This is a genomic window from Catenuloplanes atrovinosus, assembly GCF_031458235.1.
Lineage (GTDB): Bacteria > Actinomycetota > Actinomycetes > Mycobacteriales > Micromonosporaceae > Catenuloplanes > Catenuloplanes atrovinosus.
Genome location: NZ_JAVDYB010000001.1, coordinates 2,651,088 through 2,669,620 on the forward strand (window position 1 = coordinate 2,651,088; position 18,533 = coordinate 2,669,620).

Annotated in this window: 16 protein-coding genes; 11 read left to right on the forward strand and 5 right to left on the reverse strand. The window is 73.7% G+C overall.

The genetic code is table 11. From position 1 onward, the window contains the following. Positions 1 to 7: 7 nt before the first annotated feature. The gene (locus tag J2S41_RS11900) at positions 8 to 238 is read left to right on the forward strand and encodes an acyl carrier protein (protein WP_310366751.1); all 231 of its coding nucleotides are present in this window, start codon (positions 8 to 10) and stop codon (positions 236 to 238) included. Next, on the forward strand, positions 231 to 1,640 hold the full coding sequence (locus tag J2S41_RS11905; RefSeq protein ID WP_310366755.1) for an amino acid adenylation domain-containing protein: 1,410 nt from the start codon (positions 231 to 233) through the stop codon (positions 1,638 to 1,640). Before J2S41_RS11900 ends, J2S41_RS11905 begins: the two co-directional genes overlap by 8 nt. Here J2S41_RS11905 and J2S41_RS11910 read toward each other — a convergent pair. Beyond that, a complete protein-coding gene (locus J2S41_RS11910; protein ID WP_310366758.1) occupies positions 1,616 to 2,551 on the reverse strand; it encodes a DUF2332 domain-containing protein in 936 nt (311 codons plus the stop codon). The two genes, J2S41_RS11905 and J2S41_RS11910, sit on opposite strands and share 25 nt — an antisense overlap. Before the next feature lie 55 nt (positions 2,552 to 2,606). Between J2S41_RS11910 and J2S41_RS11915 the strand changes: the two genes are divergently transcribed. Further along, positions 2,607 to 3,839, forward strand: a complete 1,233-nt coding sequence (locus J2S41_RS11915; RefSeq protein ID WP_310366760.1) for an AMP-binding protein — start codon at positions 2,607 to 2,609, stop codon at positions 3,837 to 3,839. Here J2S41_RS11915 and J2S41_RS11920 read toward each other — a convergent pair. From J2S41_RS11920 to J2S41_RS11930, 3 genes are all read right to left on the reverse strand, one after another. Then, complete coding sequence (locus J2S41_RS11920) at positions 3,812 to 4,846, reverse strand: LLM class flavin-dependent oxidoreductase (protein ID WP_310366762.1); 1,035 nt, start codon at positions 4,844 to 4,846, stop codon at positions 3,812 to 3,814. The two genes, J2S41_RS11915 and J2S41_RS11920, sit on opposite strands and share 28 nt — an antisense overlap. A 111-nt stretch (positions 4,847 to 4,957) precedes the next feature. Beyond that, the gene (locus tag J2S41_RS11925; RefSeq protein ID WP_310366763.1) at positions 4,958 to 5,443 is read right to left on the reverse strand and encodes an acyl carrier protein; all 486 of its coding nucleotides are present in this window, start codon (positions 5,441 to 5,443) and stop codon (positions 4,958 to 4,960) included. 41 nt (positions 5,444 to 5,484) lie between these two features. Further along, entirely contained in the window at positions 5,485 to 6,036 is a 552-nt protein-coding gene (locus tag J2S41_RS11930) for a hypothetical protein (RefSeq protein ID WP_310366764.1), read from the reverse strand. A 164-nt stretch (positions 6,037 to 6,200) separates the two neighbouring features. Between J2S41_RS11930 and J2S41_RS11935 the strand changes: the two genes are divergently transcribed. Next, positions 6,201 to 7,547: an alpha/beta hydrolase gene (locus J2S41_RS11935; protein ID WP_310366766.1), complete on the forward strand. Its 1,347-nt coding sequence runs from the start codon at positions 6,201 to 6,203 to the stop codon at positions 7,545 to 7,547. On the opposite strand, the gene J2S41_RS11940 is transcribed toward J2S41_RS11935, so the two are convergent. Next, entirely contained in the window at positions 7,548 to 8,723 is a 1,176-nt protein-coding gene (locus tag J2S41_RS11940; RefSeq protein ID WP_310366767.1) for a cellulase family glycosylhydrolase, read from the reverse strand. It lies immediately after the preceding gene. Between the two features lie 321 nt (positions 8,724 to 9,044). On the opposite strand from J2S41_RS11940, the gene J2S41_RS11945 reads away from it, so the two are divergent. Genes J2S41_RS11945 through J2S41_RS11975 form a run of 7 tightly spaced genes read left to right on the forward strand, consistent with a single transcriptional unit; the run spans position 9,045 to position 18,507 of the window. Further along, the gene (locus J2S41_RS11945) at positions 9,045 to 9,830 is read left to right on the forward strand and encodes a glycosyltransferase family 2 protein (protein WP_310366769.1); all 786 of its coding nucleotides are present in this window, start codon (positions 9,045 to 9,047) and stop codon (positions 9,828 to 9,830) included. Between the two features lies 1 nt (position 9,831). Then, positions 9,832 to 10,974, forward strand: a complete 1,143-nt coding sequence (locus tag J2S41_RS11950) for a glycosyltransferase family 4 protein (RefSeq protein WP_310366771.1) — start codon at positions 9,832 to 9,834, stop codon at positions 10,972 to 10,974. After that, a complete protein-coding gene (locus tag J2S41_RS11955; protein WP_310366774.1) occupies positions 10,971 to 11,921 on the forward strand; it encodes a glycosyltransferase in 951 nt (316 codons plus the stop codon). The genes J2S41_RS11950 and J2S41_RS11955 overlap by 4 nt, the downstream gene beginning before the upstream one ends. Before the next feature lies 1 nt (position 11,922). Further along, complete coding sequence (locus J2S41_RS11960) at positions 11,923 to 13,020, forward strand: glycosyltransferase family 4 protein (RefSeq protein WP_310366777.1); 1,098 nt, start codon at positions 11,923 to 11,925, stop codon at positions 13,018 to 13,020. Next, entirely contained in the window at positions 13,017 to 15,266 is a 2,250-nt protein-coding gene (locus J2S41_RS11965; protein WP_310366780.1) for a hypothetical protein, read from the forward strand. The genes J2S41_RS11960 and J2S41_RS11965 overlap by 4 nt, the downstream gene beginning before the upstream one ends. Further along, entirely contained in the window at positions 15,263 to 17,749 is a 2,487-nt protein-coding gene (locus tag J2S41_RS11970; RefSeq protein WP_310366782.1) for a glycosyltransferase, read from the forward strand. Before J2S41_RS11965 ends, J2S41_RS11970 begins: the two co-directional genes overlap by 4 nt. Continuing rightward, complete coding sequence (locus J2S41_RS11975) at positions 17,746 to 18,507, forward strand: PIG-L deacetylase family protein (protein ID WP_310366785.1); 762 nt, start codon at positions 17,746 to 17,748, stop codon at positions 18,505 to 18,507. The genes J2S41_RS11970 and J2S41_RS11975 overlap by 4 nt, the downstream gene beginning before the upstream one ends. Positions 18,508 to 18,533: the final 26 nt, after the last annotated feature.

An 18,533-nucleotide genomic window follows, 5' to 3' on the forward strand; every position in this document is an offset into this window, starting at 1 on the left:
AGTGATCGTGAATCACAAGGAAATCGTGCACTCGACCGTCGCCCGTACCCTCGGCGTTCCGGCGGTGGACGGCAGCGCGAGCTTCTTCGATTTGGGCGGCGACTCGCTCAGCGCGCTGCGGGTCATCACCCTGCTCGAGCAGCAGCTCGGCCACACGCTCGACATCGTCGACCTGCTGACCGCTCCCACGCTGGACGACTACGCCGCCGACCTTCCCGCGGCGGCCGGCCATGCCTGACACCGTCTGGGAGGCGTTCCGCGCGCACGGCCGGAGCCGGCCCGACCGGTGCGCGGTCCGCACGGACGGCTCCATGATCTCCTACCGGGAGCTGGCACGGCGCGTCGAGTCGCTGATCGCCGGCCTGCCGGCCGTACCCGCCGGCGGAGCGGTCGGCGTGCTCACCGACGATCCCTTCGTCGCGCTGCAGGCGTTCCTCGCCGCCAGCGCGATCGGATGCGTCTTCGTCCCGCTGGGCACCGATCATCCGGAAGCGCGCCGGCAGCAGATCCTCGACGACGTGGACGCGCACGTCGTCCTCACCGGTGACCATGACGGCAAGGTCGTGGTACGCGACATCCGGTCCGCCGCGCGGCCCGCCGGTCGCTTCGACAACGTCGCCTACGTGTACTTCACGTCGGGCTCGACCGGGCGCCCGAAGGGAGTCATGATCTCCGTCGCCGCGCTGAGCGAGCGCCTCGCCGGCCTGGCGCGGTGGCCCGGGCTGAACGAGGACGACGCCATCCTCGCGCTGACCCATCCGACCTTCGACATCTTCATCGCGGAGACCCTGCTCCCGCTGACCGTGGGGGCCGGCATCGTGACCTCGAGGTGGCGATCGCGCTCGGACATCCGAGGGATCGCCGACGTGGTCGCACGTGCCCGGCCCACCGTCGTCCAGGCCACCCCGAGCTGGTGGCGGCTCGCGCTCGGAGCCGGCCTGCAACCGCGCGGGGAGCGGATCTGGTGCGGCGGGGAGGCGATGTCCCCGGCGCTCGCCCGGCGGCTGCTCGCCGGTTCGCCGCGGGTCTTCAACGTGTACGGCCCGACCGAGGCGACGATCTGGTGCTCCGCGGCGGAGATCACCGATCCGGACACCATCAGACTCGGCCGGCCCGTTCCCGGCGTACGGCTGGAGGTGGACGGCGAGGACGGCGAGGGTGAACTCGTCATCCACGGCTCGGGCCTGGCCGACGGGTACGTCGACCGGCCCGAGGAGACGGCACGGGCCTTCCGCACCGACGATACCGGCCGGGTCGTCGCATACCGCTCGGGCGACCGCGTGCTTCGCCTCGGCGACGGTTCACTGGAGTTCCGCGGCCGGCTCGACCGGCAGGTCAAGGTGCGCGGTAACCGCCTGGAACTCGGGGAGGTGGAGAGCTTCCTGGAAGGGCATCCGCAGGTGATCGAATGCGCCGTGGAGGTGGCGGCCGACGAGTCCGGGGAGTCGCTCTCGCTGGTCGCCTTCATCGTCGCGCGAGGGGAGGTCAGCGCCGTGGAACTGCGTCGGTGGCTACGGGAGCGGCTGCCGGACGGACACGTGCCCGCGCACATCCGGTTCACCGGTGCCATGCCGCGCACCACCGCGGGAAAGCTCGACCGGATCGCGCTGGGCGCTCAGGCGAACCAGTTCATCTCCTGACCATGGCCGAGCGTCCAGGCGAGCGGGCGGCCGTCCAGCGACAGGACGTTGTAGAGCGTGTCGCCCGGCGGCGGCGGGAGCTCGGGGAAGGGGACCACGTCCGGGGCCTCCACCGAGATCCAGTGACCGGGCAACTCGCCCACCATGGCCAGGAACCGGTTCCGCCGCTCGACCGGCACCTGGTAGAGCACCGAGGTGTGGAAGACGACCAGTGTCGCGTCCGACGGCGCCCGGGCGGCCAGGTCGCGCAGATCGTCCACCAGGTCGCCGCGGACCAGCAACGGCGGATCCGCGGCGACGATCGCGGCCGCGGATTTCAGCCGCTGCCGGCGATTGCGTTGTTCCGGCCAGATCAACGCGTCCAGCCAGGCGACGTCGGACTCGTCGGTCACGTCGAGCGGGTTCAGGTCGAGGCCGGCACGCCAGACGACCTCCGGCAGCCGATCGGGCGGGGCGGTGCCGGTGAGCGCGCAATCGAGCACCGGGTGACCGTCGCCGACCGGGTGGTCGCCGTAGCGGTACGCGTACCTGTCCGGGTACAGCCCGAGCCCGGCGGCCGCGCCGACCTCCAGCAGGGCCAGCGGCTGCGGCAGCGAGGCCAGCACCGGCAGCAGCAGCGCGCAGCGGCCGGCCTCGTTGGTCTGCGTGGCCCGGCTGCGCAACTCGGCCTCCACCGCCGGCCAGTGCGCGACCGTGAACGCGCGGAACGCCTCCGGATCGTCGACCGGCCCGCCGAGCAGCCGCACCACCGCCAGCAGCAGGTTCGGCTGCCGTTTCGGCGAGGGCACCCGCTCGAGCAGGGCGAGCAGCTCGGTGTCTCGCGAGATGGCGAGCGACAGTCGCTCGTACGTCGGCGATCCGGGGTGAGCTTCCCGGGTGGCGAAATCGGAATACAGGGCGGCAACCGGCACGAAGCGATGCTCTCATAGCCCGGCGCCGGTGCGAGGCAGGGGAAGGGGTGAACCGGTGACGCTGTGGCATCCCGGTGCGCGTGTCATCGACGCGGAGACCGGGGAGTCCGTGACGCCCGGGCTGATCGACGCCGCGGCGGCTGAGCTCACCGCGAACGGCGACCGCGTTCCGGTGTTCCTGCCGATGCCGTCGACCGTGCCGGCGGTGGCCCGCTATCTGGCCGCCCTGCGGCTCGGCCGGCCGGTGGTGCTGCTCGATCCGGATGCCCGCCACCCCGGGCTGGCCGAGCGCTACACCGTTGATCGGGTGCACCCGGAGCTGGCGCTGCTGCTCACCACCAGCGGCTCCACCGGGGACCCGAAGCTGGTCCGGCTGTCCCGCTCCGCGGTGCTGGCCAACGCTGAGCAGGTGGCGGGCAGCCTCGGGATCACCGGGGACGACGTCGCCGTCACGACGTTGCCGCTGTTCTACTCGTACGGGCTGTCGGTGCTGCACTCGCACCTGCTGCGTGGCGCGACGGTGGTGCTGGAACGGACCGGCATCATGCAGCGGACCTTCTGGAACGCGGTCCGCGCGCACCGGGTGACCTCGTTGGCGTTCGTACCGTACCAGTACGAGATGCTGCGCAGGCTGGGCTTCGATCCGGCCGAGCTGCCGTCGGTGCGGACCATCACGCAGGCCGGCGGCCGGCTCCGCACCGACCTGATCAGCGACTTCGCGCAGCGGATGGCGGCGGTCGGCGGCCGGATGTTCGTGATGTACGGCCAGACCGAGGCGGCGCCGCGGATGGCCACGCTTCCCCCTGACCGGCTCGTGGACAAGCTCGGCTCGGTCGGACTGGCGGTGCCGGGTGGCGCGTTCACCGTCGAGAAGGGTGAGGTGGTCTACCGCGGACCCAACGTGATGATGGGGTACGCGCACAGCGGTGCCGACCTGGCCAAGGGGGACGAACTGGGCGGCGTGCTGCACACCGGCGATCTGGGCCGGCTCGACGACGAGGGCTTCCTGTTCCTCACCGGACGGATCACGCGGATGGGCAAGGTGTTCGGCGTCCGGATCAACCTGGATGACGTCGAACGGCACTTCCCGGTCGCCGCGGTGGCCGGCGACGACAGGCTGCACGTCTTCGCCGAGGCGACCTCCGCCGACGAGGCCCGCAGGCTGCGCGCCACCATCGCCGAATGGCTGGGCACCCACTTCACCGGGGTGGACGTGCGCCCGATCGACGCGCTGCCGCTGCTGCCGAACGGCAAGACCGACTACCGGGCGCTGGAGGCGTCGCTGTGAGCGGCGCCGACACCGCGGAGCACGGTCATGGCGTGGTGCAGGTCGTCCTCGGTGTCCGGCACGTCCAAGATGATCGTCTCAGCGCCCATGTCCCGATAGGCGGCGACAAGACGGGTGACCTCCGCGTAACTGCCCACCAGATAAGGGCAGAACGTTTTGTATGTTCGGAAGGGGTGCAGCCAATATGTGTCCGCCGAGGGTTCCGTCGAACGCGCGTCATCGGAAAGGGCCGCATGCCACTTCGAATCCGACAGTCGCTGTGCCAGCCTGTGCATCCGGCGGCCGGCAGGGTCGGCGGGAAAGCGTGAGACGGCGGTTTTCCAGGCCTCCGCGGAGGTTTCCCTGGCGATGATGCCGATCCGTATGCCCACGGCATGCGCCGACTCTCTCCACGCGTTTCCGACATCGTCCGGGTGCGCGGGATAGGTCAGGCGCGTGGCATCCAGGCTGTCCGTCACCTCCCGGCTCGCCGGCGAGTTCCCGGAAACGAATAGGCGGGGTGCCAGAGCGGGTGGTAGAGGGGGATGGAAGGTCGCCTTGTCCACGCGGTAGTGGTCGCCGTGAAAAATGGTCGGCGATTGCGTCGAGAGAAGGTCACGGATGATGAGGGCGAACTCCCGCAGCCGTCGGTATCTGCCGTCGTGATCCTCCCGCAGGGGATCGCCCAGTTCGGCGAGATGCTTGGCGAAACCTCCGGTGATGAGGTTCAGGTCGACCTGGCGCTCATGCAACCAGGCCAACGAGGCGACGGCCTTGGCGACCGCGTACGGGTGTGTGTAGACCGGCTGCACGGCGACCATCGGCACCAGGGTGTCGGTGCGCTCGATCACCGTCTGGGCGGTGAGCCACACGTCGGTGAGGGAGTTGTCGGCGTACACCAGGAACCCCCGGCAGCCGGCCGCCTCCGTCCATCGCGACACGTCCCGCAGGCGCGTCAGGTACTGCTTCGGAGAGTCCACGGTGGAGGCCGGGCAGGTCGTGTAAACGGTGAACGGCGACCCGGTCATGTGCCGGCCACCGCATCCCCTGCCGCTTCTGCCGCCAGTTCCGGTTTGGCGTATCGGGGCACACCGCCTCCTGTTGTCTGCCGTACCGAGAAAGTGCTGACCGACCCGGTCTCAGGTCTGCCGGAGCCGGGACAGATAGGCCTCGGAACAGCCCGCGAGAACCTCACTCAATCGCCCGTCGAAGAAAAGGCTTTCCACCGGAAATTCGATGCCGAGTCGGGCTTCCACTCGTTCGATGAGTTCGACTGCCAGGACCGAGTCGCCGCCGAGGGCGAAGAAGTCGTCTTCCGGCCGGACGGTGTCTACGCCGAGGAGCGCGCGCCATTCTCGATGCACCGCTTCCGTGACGTCGGTATCCTGTTCAGGCATCTTCGATTCCTCGGCGAGCTGTCCGGTCAGGATCGACCTCCGACGCGACAAGGAAATCCTCGATCGGATACCGCCGCATGTCAAGAACGTTTCGCTATCCGGGCCGTATCCCGGGGTGAACCGGTTACCGGAGCCGCGCGCGTTCCACGGTTGGTCATGCTCGGACACGTATTGACGGGAGTCGGTGACGGACCGGCCCGGCCCGGGCGCCCACGTCGCCGCGTCCACGGCTGGACGGCAACATCGAGCCCGCCGCGGCCGATGCGCTACTAGTGTTGAGTCGCCGAGGTGAAGACGCGGGTCTGCGCGGTCACGGTCTCGGCGAACGTGAGGAGCCCGCGGCTGAGCCCGTCCGCGATCGACACGGCGGCCCGGGTGTGGCGTTCCGAGACCTCCTGCGCCCGCCGGACCACGGCGGCGGAGTCCGTCGAGTTCCGCGCCATGGCGGTGAGCCGGCTCGCGTCGAACCGGAACGCGGCGATCTGCTCGACCACGGCCCGCTCGGCGCGCCACAGCTGCCGGACCGTGTCGTGCAGGCCGTTGGAGAGCTGGCCGCACAGCGTGTCCGCGGCCGTGCACCCGCCGGGCAGCGGGGCCGTGTCCCGCTGGAAGTCCTCGCCGGTCGGCGCGGCCCACGCGGCGGCGAGCCGGGTGCGGGCGTCGATCAGCTCGCGGGCGGCCGACTCGGCGTGCGCGCCGCAGGCGGCGTACGCCGTGGCCATCCGGGTGAGCGTGCCGACGTCACCGGTGACCATCCGGCGTACGCGGGCCAGTTCCTCGTCGCACGTGCTCAGGATTCGCTTGACGTCGTCGGCCGCCATCGCGCCGCTCCTCTCCCGGGATTGAGTCCTCCCGGACGCTACGGCGCGGCACGGCGGCACGGCACGATGCAACTACCCCGCCGGTGCGGGGTATTTCTGACCTGCCTGCGCCCTCGCCGGCCCCGATACGGTCGCGGCATCCGCCGGATCGGAGGGGAGGCGCGATGTCCGTGAACCTGTACGCGGAGCCCGACGCCATGCTGCAGGGCGCGGGACGGCTCGCCGCCGCCGCGGCCGAGCTGGCACCGGCCGCGACGAAGCAGGCGATGGCCGGCACGCCCGCCGGTGAGCAGTTCGGGCGGGTCCCCGGCTCGGTCGCCGCCACCGCGGCCTGCCGTGCCGCGTTCGACGTGCTCCAGCGGTTCCTGACCGAGACCGCGACACGCGTGGAACGACTCTCGGAGGCGGTACGGACCGTCTCCGGCCGCTACGGCCGGATGGACGCCCGCCTCCGGCAGCTCTACCACGAGCTGCTGACCGAGTCGGACGGCCAGCGCCGGGACAACCTCGGGCTCGCGGTCGCCACCGCGCCGGCCACCGGCGCCGATCCGGCCGCGGTCGACGACTGGTGGCAGCGCCGGGACGCGGACGCCCGGGAGCGCATGGTGACCACGCACCCGGAGCTGATCGGCGCCCTGGACGGCGTGCCGATCGAGGCGCGCGACCGCGCGAACCGCGCGCTGCTGGAGAGGGCGCTGGCCGAGCAGCGGCAACTGCTCGCGGAGAAGAACGCGGGCGGATCCACGGCCGAGACGCTGGAGGTCGGCGGCAAGGTGGCGGCGCTGGAGGCCATCCAGCGGAGGCTGGCCGACCCGGGCACCCGGCTGCCCGCGTTCCTGGTCGCGCTCGACGCCGGCGGAGACGGTAGGACCATCATCTCGGCCGGCAACCCGGACACCGCGTCCCGGTCGCTGACGTACGTGCCCGGCATGTACTCGAACCTGGCGTCGGCACCGACGATCTTCGATGACATCGACGTGATCGCCGCGCGGGCGCCGCAGGGCACGGCGATGTCGCTGTGGCTGAACTACGACGCGCCGAACGGGTTGGACGAGGTGCAGCTGCGCACGCACGCGCAGGAGGCCGCGCCGCACCTGACCCGGTATCTGGACGGGTTGCGGATAACCCACCAGGGCGAGTCCGCTCCGTGGAACGTGTTGCTGGCACACAGCTACGGCACCACCACGGTGGGGGTCACGGGTGCGACGTTCGGGATCGACGTGGACCGGGCGCACCTGATGGGCTCGATCGGCACCACCGTGCCGTCCGTGCACGGGCTGCTGGGCGTCGACCCGGGAGACGTGACCGTGATGACCACCCCGAACGATGTGGCGCACCTGGTGCCGGGGTACCCCGGTTGGCACGGACCGGACCCGTCGCTGCCGGAGTGGAACGGCGTGGTCATTCCGCTGCCCTACGAGGGCGGCATGGTGGACAGCCACACGATGTATCTGAAGGACCCGCGCGTGCAGGACTTCATCCTCAAGCTGCTGGGCGGGGAGGGCCGGTAGTCACCGTGACCGGGAGCGCAGCGCCTCGTACGCCGGCTTGCTGGCGCCGTCCGCGCGCAGCAGTCCGAAGTGGTGCTCCCGGTCGGCGCCGCCGAAGTCGCGCAGCGTGTAGTACAGCAGCGGTCCCGTGTTCGCGATCTCGTCCGTCCACAGTGCGTAGATCCGCTCCAGCAGCACCGCCTGCTCCCGCTCGCCGATCGACGGCCGCCCGCCGGTGGGGGCGCCGGTCTCCGTGCCCCACAGCACCGTGCCCGTGTCGCCGCGCTCGTCCATCAGCTCGCGGATGCGCCGCGCGGTGGCCATCTCGCCGCTGTCCGGCTCGGGCGCGTCCGGGTACGGGTGCACCGCCACCGCGTCGCAGATCTCCCGCAGCCCCCGGTCGTAGAGCGCGCGGTACCAGTCCAGGCTCGGCACGCCGGTCGCTCCGCCGCCGGTGCCGCCGGAGAGCACGACCGCGTCCGGGTCCGCCGCGTGGATCGCCCGGTACGCCTCGGTCAGCAGCGCGTGGTAGGCGTCCACGTCCGGTTGCGGGCTCCAGGCGATCGGCAGGTTCGGCTCGTTCCAGATCTCCCACGTGCCGACCCGGTCCCGGTAGCGCTCCACCGCCCGCGCCGCGAACGCGGCGAACCCGGCCCGCTGTTCCGCGGTGACCGGCCCGTGGTTCCACTGCGCGCCGGCCGGGCGCGCCCAGGCCGCGGTGCTGCCCAGGACGAGCAGCACGGACAGCCCGCGGGCGCGGGCGGCGGTGACGCCGCGGTCCAGTTCGGTCCAGTCGAACGTGCCGCGCGCGATCTCGATCTCCGACCACGCCGCGTCGAACCGGACCCAGCCGACGCCGAGCGCGGCGACCCGGTCCAGGTCGGCCGCGGGATCGTCGTACAGCAGCCGGACGCCGGGGATCGCGACGCCGGCGCGCTGATCGCGCGCGGCCGTGACCGTGGACGGCGAGGGGGAGGCCGAGGGCGACGGTGACGGGCCGGCACCGAGGAACGCGGAGGACCAGGGGGCGGGCGCGGGTGGCGGGGCGGGCGACGACGGCGCCGGGAAGACCGGCCCGGGCGCCGCGCGGCGGGCGGGTATCCCACCGGCCGCGATCAGCAACGACGCGACCAGCACCGGGACCACGGCCGCGACCGCCGCCCACCGGAGGCGCGCGCGGCGGGCGTGTCGACTCATGAGAATCTCCGCATTTCACGAGTGGAATTCGCGTACGAAACAATACCGTACCGTAAATTAATATCGATGTTCCTTGTTTCACGCGTCCGATGTGCACTAACGTATCGATGCGTTGCTCGCCGTCGATTGTGCACGGACAGGGGGGACCCCCAGGTTTCATATTGCACGGGGACGGATGTCACCAGGCAATGGGGTCACAACTCCATCAAAGTTGCGCAGATCAAGTTTGCATCCCGGCACCTCAGAGGTGATCAAGGCTGTCCGGCGGCGAACATATAACATTGTCGTTCCTCGATGTTTACTGCCCTGAAACGGAGAATCATGGCGACCGTGTCGGTCATCATCCCCGCGTACAACGAGCAGCAGAACATCCCGCAGACCATCGCGGCCATTCCCACCGAGCGCCTGCGCGCGTCCGGATACGACGTCGAGATCCTGGTCGTCGACAACGCCTCCACGGACGGCACCGGTGAGGTGGCGCGCGAGCACGGCGCGCGCGTGCTGGTGCAGCCGGTCCGCGGGTACGGCAACGCGTACCGGGCCGGCTTCGCCAACTGCGTCGGCGACGTGATCGCCACCGGGGACGCGGACCTGACGTATCCGTTCGAGATCCTGCCCGAGGCGGTGCACCGGCTGGAGACCGAGCGGCTGGACTTCCTGACCACCGACCGGCTGGCCCGGCTGGACCCGCAGTCGATGACCCGCTCGCACATCTGGGGCAACCACGCGCTCAGCCTGATCACCCGGTGGTTGTTCTCCGTGCCGTTCCGGGATTCCCAGTCCGGCATGTGGATCTTCCGGCGGCACCTGCTGGACCGGATGCGGCTGCGCTCCGGCGGCATGGCGTTCTCCCAGGAACTGAAGGTGGAGGCGTACCGCAGCGGCTTCCGGTGCGCGGAGATCCCGATCGCGTACTACCCGCGCGGCGGCGAGACGAAGAACCGCACCGTGGTCGACGGCATCGGCAACCTCAGCCAGCTCATCGCGGCCCGCATGCGCAACGGCCGCGCGCCGCGCCCGGTCGTGCGCCCGCGCCCGCCGGTGCTGACCGCGTCCGTGCCCGCCGTCGACAGCACCGTGCACGCCGACCGGCACGCCCGGGACTGACGTGCGCATCCTGATCGTCACCAGCTACTTCCCACCACACGTCGGCGGCGTCGAGGCGGTCGCCCAGCGCCAGGCCCGCGTGCTCGCCGCGCACGGGCACGAGGTCGCGGTCGCCACCGGCCGCTACGACGCGCACCTGCCGGAACGGGCGGACGAGCACGGGTACACGGTGTGGCGGCTGCCCGCGGCGAACCCGATCGAGCGGCGCACCGGTGTGCCGTACCCGCTGATGGGTGTGGGGTTCTGGCGCGGGCTGCGGCGACTGGTGCGCTGGTCCGAGGCGGTGCACGTGCACGACGTGCTGTATCAGCCGCCGCAGGCCGCCGCACTGCTCGCGGTGCGCGCCGGGCGGGCGCTGTTCGCCACCCAGCACGTGGGACCCACCAACCACCCCCATCCGGTGGTACGGACCGTGGAGCGCTCGGTCGGCACGGTCGGCGGCCGGCTGATCTGGCCCCGCTGCCGGCGCGTGGTCGCCTACAACGCGCGGGTCGCCGCGCACCTGCGGGCCGGCGGCGTGCCCGAGGAGCGGATCTGGCGCGCCGAGATCGGCGTGGACACCACCGCGTTCGCGCCCGGGCCGGCCGACCCGGGGCTGCGCGCACGGTGGGGCCTGCCGGGCGACGTGCCGATCGTGCTGTTCGTCGGCCGGCTGGTCAGCTACAAGGGCTACCGCAGCGTGCTCGCGGCGGCCGGGCCGGGACGGCACGTGGTGCTCGCCGGGCCCGGCACGCTCGACGTGCCGCTGCCGCCCGGCGCCACCTCGCTCGGCCCGGTGCCCGCGTCCGCGCTGCCCGGCCTCTACCGGCTGGCGGACGTGTTCGTGCTGCCGTCGCGCGGCGAGGTCTTCCCGATCGTGGCGCGCGAGGCGATGGCCACCGGCCTGCCCGTGGTGCTCACCGACGGCCCCCGGTACGACGACTACGGCGTGGACCGGGCGCTGCTGCGCCTGATCGCGCCGGAGCCGATGCCGGTCCGCGCCGCCGTGGACCAGATCCTGGCGGACGACGCGCTGCGCCGGCGGATGGGCCGATACGCCCGTGAGCTGGCCGAACGATTCTTCGACTGCACCGTGGCGGACGATCGGCTGCTGCGACTGTACGACACCGTGCCGGTCGCCGCCGGCCGAGGAGGTGCCCAATGACGATCACCGTGGTCGTGCTCACCTACGACAGCGAGGAGACGCTCGACGCCTGCCTCGACTCGCTCGCGGGCCAGAGCACGCTCCCCGCCGAGATCATCGTCGTGGACGACGACTCCACCGACCGTACCCTCGACATCACGGCCGCGTTCGCGGCGCACAGCCCGGTGCCGGTGCGAGTGCTGCGCAACGGCAGCCACAACATCTCGCGTGGCCGCAACATCGGGCTCGCGGCCGCGACCACGCCGATCGTCGCGTTCATCGACTCCGACGCGTGGGCCGACCCGGGCTGGATCGCCGGGCTGGCGGACGCGTTCGCCGTGCACCCCGAGGCCGCGGTGATCGGCGGCGGCGTCGACACCGACCACGCCACCGCGTTCGCGCGGGCGATCGCGATCAACGACGGCGCGGTGCGCGCCGCGGCCACCACCGGATCGTTGCTGGTCGCCGGCTGTAATCTGGCCGTGCACCGGGATCGCGCCGGCGGCGCGGGCTTCGACGAGCGGTGGGTGTACGCGGAGGACATCGAGTACGCGCACCGCATCCGGCACTGGGCGATCGCACCGTCGGCCCGCGTCCGGCATGCCAGCCGCGCCACGCCGCGCCGCTACCTGCGCCAGATGTACCTGTACGGGCTCTGGAAGGCCCGCTACACGCTGCACACCGGGCACGTGCGGCTGGTGGACTGGTCGGCCAGTGCGGCGCTGCTCGGCACGCCCGTGCTCGCGCTGCTCCTCGGGCCGTGGTGGTTGCTGGCGTACCCGGCGTTCTGCGCGGCGGAGACGCTGGTGGTCGCCGTGTTCCGGCGTCCCGCACCGTGGCTGCTGCCGCTGATGTTCCTCGGCTGGCTGGTGAAGAACACCGGCTGGGGGATCGGCATGCTGGCCGGGCTCGGCCGCGGCGCGGTCCGCGAGCCGCGCACACCGGTGCCGGCCGGGACGGCGGGCTGACGTGGAGATCGTGCAGGTCGCCGGCTTCTACCCGCCGCACCTCGGCGGCGAGGAACTGGTCGCGCAGCGGCTCGCCGAGGCACAGGCGGAGCGGCACAGCGTCACCGTCTACACCTCGCGCACCGGCGACGCGCCGCCGGTCGAGCGACACGGGAACCTGCGCGTGGTCCGCGATCGCGCGTGGCACCTGGGCAACACGCCGGTCATCCCCGCGCTGACCGGCCGGCTGCTGCGCCACGCGCCGGCCCCGGACGTGCTGCACGTGCACGGCGGCCTGGCCGTGCTGCCGGAGATGGTCCGGTACGCGGCCCGGCGCCGGCGGGTGCCGTACGTCGTGCACGTCCACCTCATGGTGCGCCCCTCATCCGCGGCCGGGCGGGTGCTGCTCGCGCCGTACCAGCGGCATCTCTACGCCCGCTTTCTGCGCGCGGCCGACGCGGTCATCTGCCTCAGCGGCGCCATGCGCGACGAGTTGGCCGACACGTTCGGCGTGGACACCACGCGGATCACGGTGGTCCGCAACGGCGTCGACCGCGCCCGGTTCGCCCCCGTGCCGTTCGCCGCGCGCGCCACCCGGACGCTGCTGTTCGTCGGCCGGCTGACCGCGCAGAAGGACCCGCTCGCGGCGGTCGAGGCGATGCGCGGTCTGCCGCCGGACGTGACGCTGCGCATCGCCGGCGACGGCGAGCTGCGTGACGCGATCGCCCGCCGCGCCGCCGAGCTGGGGCTGCGTACCGTGACGCTGCTCGGCCGGCTGGACGCGGACGCGCTGGCGGAGGAGTACCGCCGGGCCACCGCCGTGCTCATGCCGTCCACCCACGAGGGACTGCCGCTGGTGCTGCTGGAGGCGTTGAGCACGGGCGCGCCGGTGGTCTGCACCGCGCTGCCCGAGCTGGTCGAGGCCGGTGGCGACGCCGTGCTCGCGGTCCGCCGGGACGCGTTCCCCGGCGCGGTCCGCGCGCTGCTGGACGACCCCGGCCGCCGGGCCGCGCTGTCCCGCGCGGCCGAGCGCCGGGCCGCGCAGTTCAGCTGGGAGGCCACCACGGACGCGGTCGAGCGCGTCTACCGGCGGGTGCGCTCCGACGTGGTGGCCCGATGACGCTCACCACGGTCGCGCCGCCACCGCGGCCGTCCGCGCCCGCCCGGCACGTGCGCCGCACCCGGTACGGCCCCGTGCTCGTGCCGCTGGCCGTGCTGGCGCTGCTGCACGTGCTGGTGCTGGCCGGCGCGCCCGCCCCGCTCCGGGCCGCGGCCGGGCTGCCGCTGGTGGCGCTGCTGCCGGGCGCGCTGCTGCTGCGTGTGCTCGGCGTGCGCCGCCGCGGCGCGGAGGCGGTCTTCCTGGCCGCCGTCATGTCGCTGGCGGTGCTGCTGGCCACCGCGACGCCGCTGGCCCTGGCGGGCCGGCTGAGCCCGCTGGATTGCCTGCTCGGATTGGACCTCACCCTGGCGGTGCTGGCCGTGGCGGCTGCGGTACGCGGCCGTCATCGCGCCCGTGCCGGCGAGGACGGCCGGGTGCCGGCACCCCGGAACACGGCCCCGGTCGTCCTCGTCAACACCGCCACGCTGCTGGTGGCCGGTGCCGGCGTGGCCCTGGCCGCGCTCGGCGCCGCCCGGCTGAACGCGGGCGGCGGCCCGGAGCTGACGCTCGCCGGGTTCGCCGCCGTGCTGGTCGCGCTGGCCGGGGCCGCGTACGCGGCCGGCCGGCACCGTCCCGGCGTCGCGGCGGCCACGCTCTACCTGGCCGGGCTGGCGGTGCTGCTCGGCACCTCGCTGCGCGGCACCGGCGTGACCGGGCACGACATCAAGATCGAATATCACGTGCTGATGGACGTGCTGGACGCCGGGCGGTGGCGGCCCGGCGGCGTCTACCCCGGCTACAACTCCTGCCTGAGCCTGACCACGCTGCCGGCGTTCCTCGCCCGCCTGCTCGGGCTGGCGCCGCTGGACGTGTTCCGGGTGGCGTACCAGCTCATCTTCGCGCTGGCGCCGGTCGGCGCGTTCCTGCTGGCGCGGCGGCTGCTGCCGCCGGTCGCCGCGGTGCTCGCGGCCGGGCTGTTCATCGCGTTCCCCACGTTCGTCAACGACCTGCCGATGCTGAACCGGCAGGAGATCGCGCTGCTGTTCTTCCTGGTGCTGCTGCTCGGCCTGTTCGACACCCGCGGCGCCCGCGGCCCGCGGATCGCGCTGCTGCTGATCGCGGCGGCCGGGCTGACCGTCTCGCACTACTCCAGCACCGCGGTCGCGGCCGGCCTGCTCGCGGTCGCCGCGCTGCTGCGGCTGGCCCGCCGCCGGATACCGTCCACCCGGGACGGTGTGCGGCGGCCACCGGCGCTGGCCTGGCCGGCCGGCGCGCTCGCGGCGATGCTGGTCGCCTGGGCGCTGTGCACCGGCAGCGCGGGCGCGTTCGCGGAGGGCGTGGCGCAGACCGGGCGGGCGATCGGCGAGCGCGCCACGGTGCTGTCCGACTCCACCCGCTACCTGCGGCCCGGCGAGGACGCGCCGGACGACCGCACCGCGCTGGCGTCCTACGTGGACGGGCTGCGCACCGAGCGGGAGCTGGCGCTGCTGCCCGGCTGCGAGTCCGCGCCGCTGCCCGCGGACGAGCTGGCGCTGACACCGCTGGGCACCGCGATCCGCGCACCGCACACCGCGAACACGCTGCTGCGGCAGGTGATCCTGCTGCTCTACCTGGCCGGTGCCGCGGCCGGCTGCGCGCTGCTCTGGTGGCGCGTGCACCGGTCCGGGCGGCCCTCGACCCGGGTCTCCGCCGAGCTCGGCACGGCCGCGCTGGCGCTGCTCGGCGTGGCCGTGGTCGCACCCCAGATCACCGACTCGTACGGGCTGCTGCGCCTCTACCAGCAACTGCTGCCGCTGCTCGCCCCGGCGATCCTGCTGGCCGTGCGCCGGGTGCCGCGCCGCGCGCTGGTCGCGCTGGCCGTGGTCGTGCTCGCCTCCACCAGCGGCCTGGTCCCGCGCCTGACCGGCGGCTACCCGCCGCAGCTCAACCTCGCCGACGCCGGGCCGTACTACCACGCCTGGTACGCCACGGACGGCCACGCCCGGGACGCCGCCGCGGTGGAGCGGGCGATCCCGGCCGGCGCGCCGCTGCTGGCCGACAGCTGGGTCTCCGCGCTGCTGCGCACGTACACCGAGCTCCAGCCGGTCGAGGGGGTGGCGCCCGGCGCGCTCTGGGCCGACTCCTACGTGGTGGTCCGCACGGACGGGTTCGCCACCGCGGTGATCGGCGAGCGCGTGGTCCGCTACACGTTCCCGCCCGGCTGCCTGACCGGCGGGCGCACGCTCGTCGCCACCGCCGGCGCGCTGCAGGTGTGGAGCCCGGCATGACGGCCCGGCGCATCCTGCACGTGATCAACCTGGGTACCACCTGCGGTGGCGCGGAACGGCTCGCGTCCGCGCTGGTCGCCGCGCAGCGCCGGCAGGGCCACCAGGTGCGGGTGCTGTCCAGCGACCGGGACGCCGACGGCGTCCGGTTCAGCGACGTGACCTGGCCGCAGCGGACCGGCGGGCCGTGGTGGCGCCGGCTGGCCGGACTGTTCCGGAACCCGGCCGCGTCGGCCGCGCTCACCGCGCAGCTGCGCGAGTTCCGGCCGGACGTGGTGCACCTGCACACGGTCGGGCTGCTCTCGCCCAGCGCGCTGCGGGCGCTCGCGGACGTGCCGACCGTGCACACGCTGCACGGCCCGGAGCCGTTCCTGCGCACGGCCGCGCGCTACTGCATGCCGGCGTCGTACCACCGGGCCGGCGCACCGGACCGGCCGAGCTGGCGCGGCTGGCTCTGGCTGCTGCTCACCGCCGTGCTGCTCGGCCCGCTGTGGCGGCGCGCGCTGGGCGTGGTCGACCTGCGGATCGCGCCGAGCCGGTACATCGCGGGCCTGGCCGGCGGCGCCACCCTGGTGGTGCCGAACGGCCTCACGTCCGCCCCGCCGGCGCCGGCCGCCACCGGGCCCGGCCCGCGCGTGGTCTTCGCCGGCCGGCTCGTACCCGCGAAGGGCCCGCACGTGCTCGTCGACGCGGTGCCGCGGCTGCTCGAGGCCGTGCCGGACGCGCGCGTCACCATCTGCGGCGACGGGCCCCTGCTCACGCGGCTGCGCCGCCGGGTCGACGAACTCGGCATCGGGTACGCCGTGGAGCTGACCGGCTGGCTCGACCCGCCCCAGGTCGCGGCCCGGATCGCGGGCGCGGACGTGGTGGTGGTCCCCTCGGTGTGGCCGGAGGGATTCGGGCTCACCTGCCTGGAGGCGCTCGCCGCCGGCCGGGCCGTGGTCGCGTCCGACGTCGGCGCGCTGTCCGAGCTGGTCACGCCCGGGCGCACCGGCCTGCTGGTGCCGCCCGCCGAACCGGACGCGCTGGCCGGTGCCGTGGCGCTGCTGCTCGGCAACCCGCCGCTGCGCGACCGGCTCGGCGCGGCCGGGCGCGAGCTGAGCCGCGGGTACGGCATGGACGCCCACCACGAGGCCGTCTCCGCCGCGTACACCGAGGCGATCGCGCAGCCGCGCCGCCCGTCGCCGCTGGCCCGGCTGCGCGACGACAGCCTGCTGCGCAACTCGGCGATGCTGCTGCTGGCCACGCTCACGCTGGCCGGCGGCGGGTTCATCTTCTGGCAGTTCGTGGCGCGGCTGTTCACGCCCGCGGAGGTCGGCGAGGCGAGCGCGCTCATCTCCGTCTCCACGCTGCTGGCCAACATCGCGCTGCTCGGCATGAACAACTCGCTGATCCGCTACCTGGACCGGTGGCCGGACCCGGCCCGTACGGTCAACACCGGCGTGCTCGTGGTGGCCGCCGCCGCGCTGGCCGGCGCGACCGTGTTCGTGCTGGCCGCGCCGCTGCTGCTGCCGATCGTCGCGGGCGGCCTGACGCCCGCGCGGGCGGCCGCGTTCGTGGCGCTGACCGTGATCGCCGCGCTCGGCATGCTGTACGACAACGTGTTCATCGCGTGGCGGCGCAGCGGGCACATCCTGTCCCGGAACGTGCTGGTGGTGGCCATGCGGCTGGTGCTGCCGGGCGTGCTGGCCGGGCTGGGCGCGTTCGGCGTGTTCGGCGCGTACTGGCTGGCGTTCGCGGTGGCGCTGCTGCCGAACCTGGTGGTGCTCGGCCGCCGGTACCGGCTGCGGGCGGCCGGCAGCGCGCGCCGGCTGGGCGACATGTGGCGGTACTCGATCGGCACGTACGTGTCGTCGATCATCCTGATGCTGCCCACGCTGCTGATGCCCGCGCTGGTCACCCAGCGCACCGGCGCGGAACCGGCCGCGCAGTTCTACATCGCGTCGCTGGTCGCGGGCGTGCTGCTGTTCGTGCCGCAGGCGGCCGGGCGCGGGCTGTTCGCGGAGGCGCAGCACGACGGCGGCCGGGTCGGCGCACACCTGCCGCGCGTGCTGCGGCTGACCGCGGTGGTGCAGGTGCCGTTGCTGGCCCTGCTCGTCGCCGCGGGCTGGCCGGTGCTGCTGATCTTCGGTCCGGTGTACGCGGACGCGTACCCGCTGATGATCCTGCTGGCCGTGGCGAACGCGCTGAACTCCATCGGCTACGTGGGCAGCACGCTGCTGCTGGTCTCCGGCCGGACCCGGCTGCTGTGCCTGCTGTCCGGCGCGGCCTACGGGATCGCGGTGGTCGGCGGGTGGTTCGTGGCGCCGTACGGGCTGATGTGGATCGGCGGTGCGCTGCTGGCCGGCGAACTCGTGCTGGCCGGCGGCTACCTGTGGGTGATCATGGCGGCGCTGCGCGAGCCGCCCCCGTCCCCGCCCGCCACGCCCGCCGTGCCGCGGCAGCGGTCGTCGGTGGCGGTCCCGGAGCCCGGAGCCGCGCCGTGACCCTGGCCGGGCGTGCCGTGCAGGCGGCCGGCGCCCGCTGGCGCCGCCGCGTCGCCGACCGTGCCGCCGACGTCACCGGCACGCTCGCCGGCCGCGCGCTGCTGGTGCTGGCGCCGCACCCGGACGACGAGACGTTCGGCTGCGGCGCCCTGATCGCCCGCGCCCGCGCCGCCGGCAGCCCGGTCACCGTCGCGGTCGCCACGGACGGCGCCCGCAGCACCGCCTCCGCCCGCCTGAGCCCCGCCGGCCTTGCCCGGCTCCGCACCGGCGAACTGCACGCCGCGTGCGCCGCCCTCGGCGTCACCGACGTGCTCCAGCTCGGCTTCCCGGACGGCGGCCTCACCGACCGCCGGGACGCGCTCACCACCCGGCTCCGGGGGCTCTATCGAGACCTCCGGCCCGAGTACGTGCTGTTGCCGTGCCGCCAGGACGCGCACCCCGACCATCGCGCGCTGCACGAGGCGGCGCTGGCCGCCGGACCGCCGCGCGCACTGGCGTACCCGGTGTGGGCGTGGTTCGAGGCGCCGGTCTTCCCGGCCGCCGCGGCGGCCGACCGGGTCGCGCTCTGGGCGTGGGCGGCCGCCCGGTCCGGCTGGCTCCGCGTCCCGACCGGTCCGTACCTGGCGGCCAAGCGCGAGGCCGTCTCCGCCTACCTCAGCCAGACCACGAACCTGACCGGCGAGCCGGGGTGGAGCCACCTGGATCCGCGCTTCGTCGCCGCCTTCCTGGGCCCGCACGAGGTGTTCCGCCCCGCGTGACGGTGGCGCGGGCACGACGGCCCCCG

What these genes read in the sequence shown, in the direction of transcription:
- J2S41_RS11905 (WP_310366755.1), top strand. Translation starts at nt 231, where the DNA reads ATGCCTGACACCGTCTGGGAGGCGTTCCGCGCGCACGGCCGGAGCCGG.
- J2S41_RS11920 (WP_310366762.1), bottom strand. Translation starts at nt 4,846, where the DNA reads ATGACCGGGTCGCCGTTCACCGTTTACACGACCTGCCCGGCCTCCACC.
- J2S41_RS11930 (WP_310366764.1), bottom strand. Translation starts at nt 6,036, where the DNA reads ATGGCGGCCGACGACGTCAAGCGAATCCTGAGCACGTGCGACGAGGAA.
- J2S41_RS11935 (WP_310366766.1), top strand. Translation starts at nt 6,201, where the DNA reads ATGTCCGTGAACCTGTACGCGGAGCCCGACGCCATGCTGCAGGGCGCG.
- J2S41_RS11940 (WP_310366767.1), bottom strand. Translation starts at nt 8,723, where the DNA reads ATGAGTCGACACGCCCGCCGCGCGCGCCTCCGGTGGGCGGCGGTCGCG.
- J2S41_RS11945 (WP_310366769.1), top strand. Translation starts at nt 9,045, where the DNA reads ATGGCGACCGTGTCGGTCATCATCCCCGCGTACAACGAGCAGCAGAAC.
- J2S41_RS11955 (WP_310366774.1), top strand. Translation starts at nt 10,971, where the DNA reads ATGACGATCACCGTGGTCGTGCTCACCTACGACAGCGAGGAGACGCTC.
- J2S41_RS11965 (WP_310366780.1), top strand. Translation starts at nt 13,017, where the DNA reads ATGACGCTCACCACGGTCGCGCCGCCACCGCGGCCGTCCGCGCCCGCC.
- J2S41_RS11970 (WP_310366782.1), top strand. Translation starts at nt 15,263, where the DNA reads ATGACGGCCCGGCGCATCCTGCACGTGATCAACCTGGGTACCACCTGC.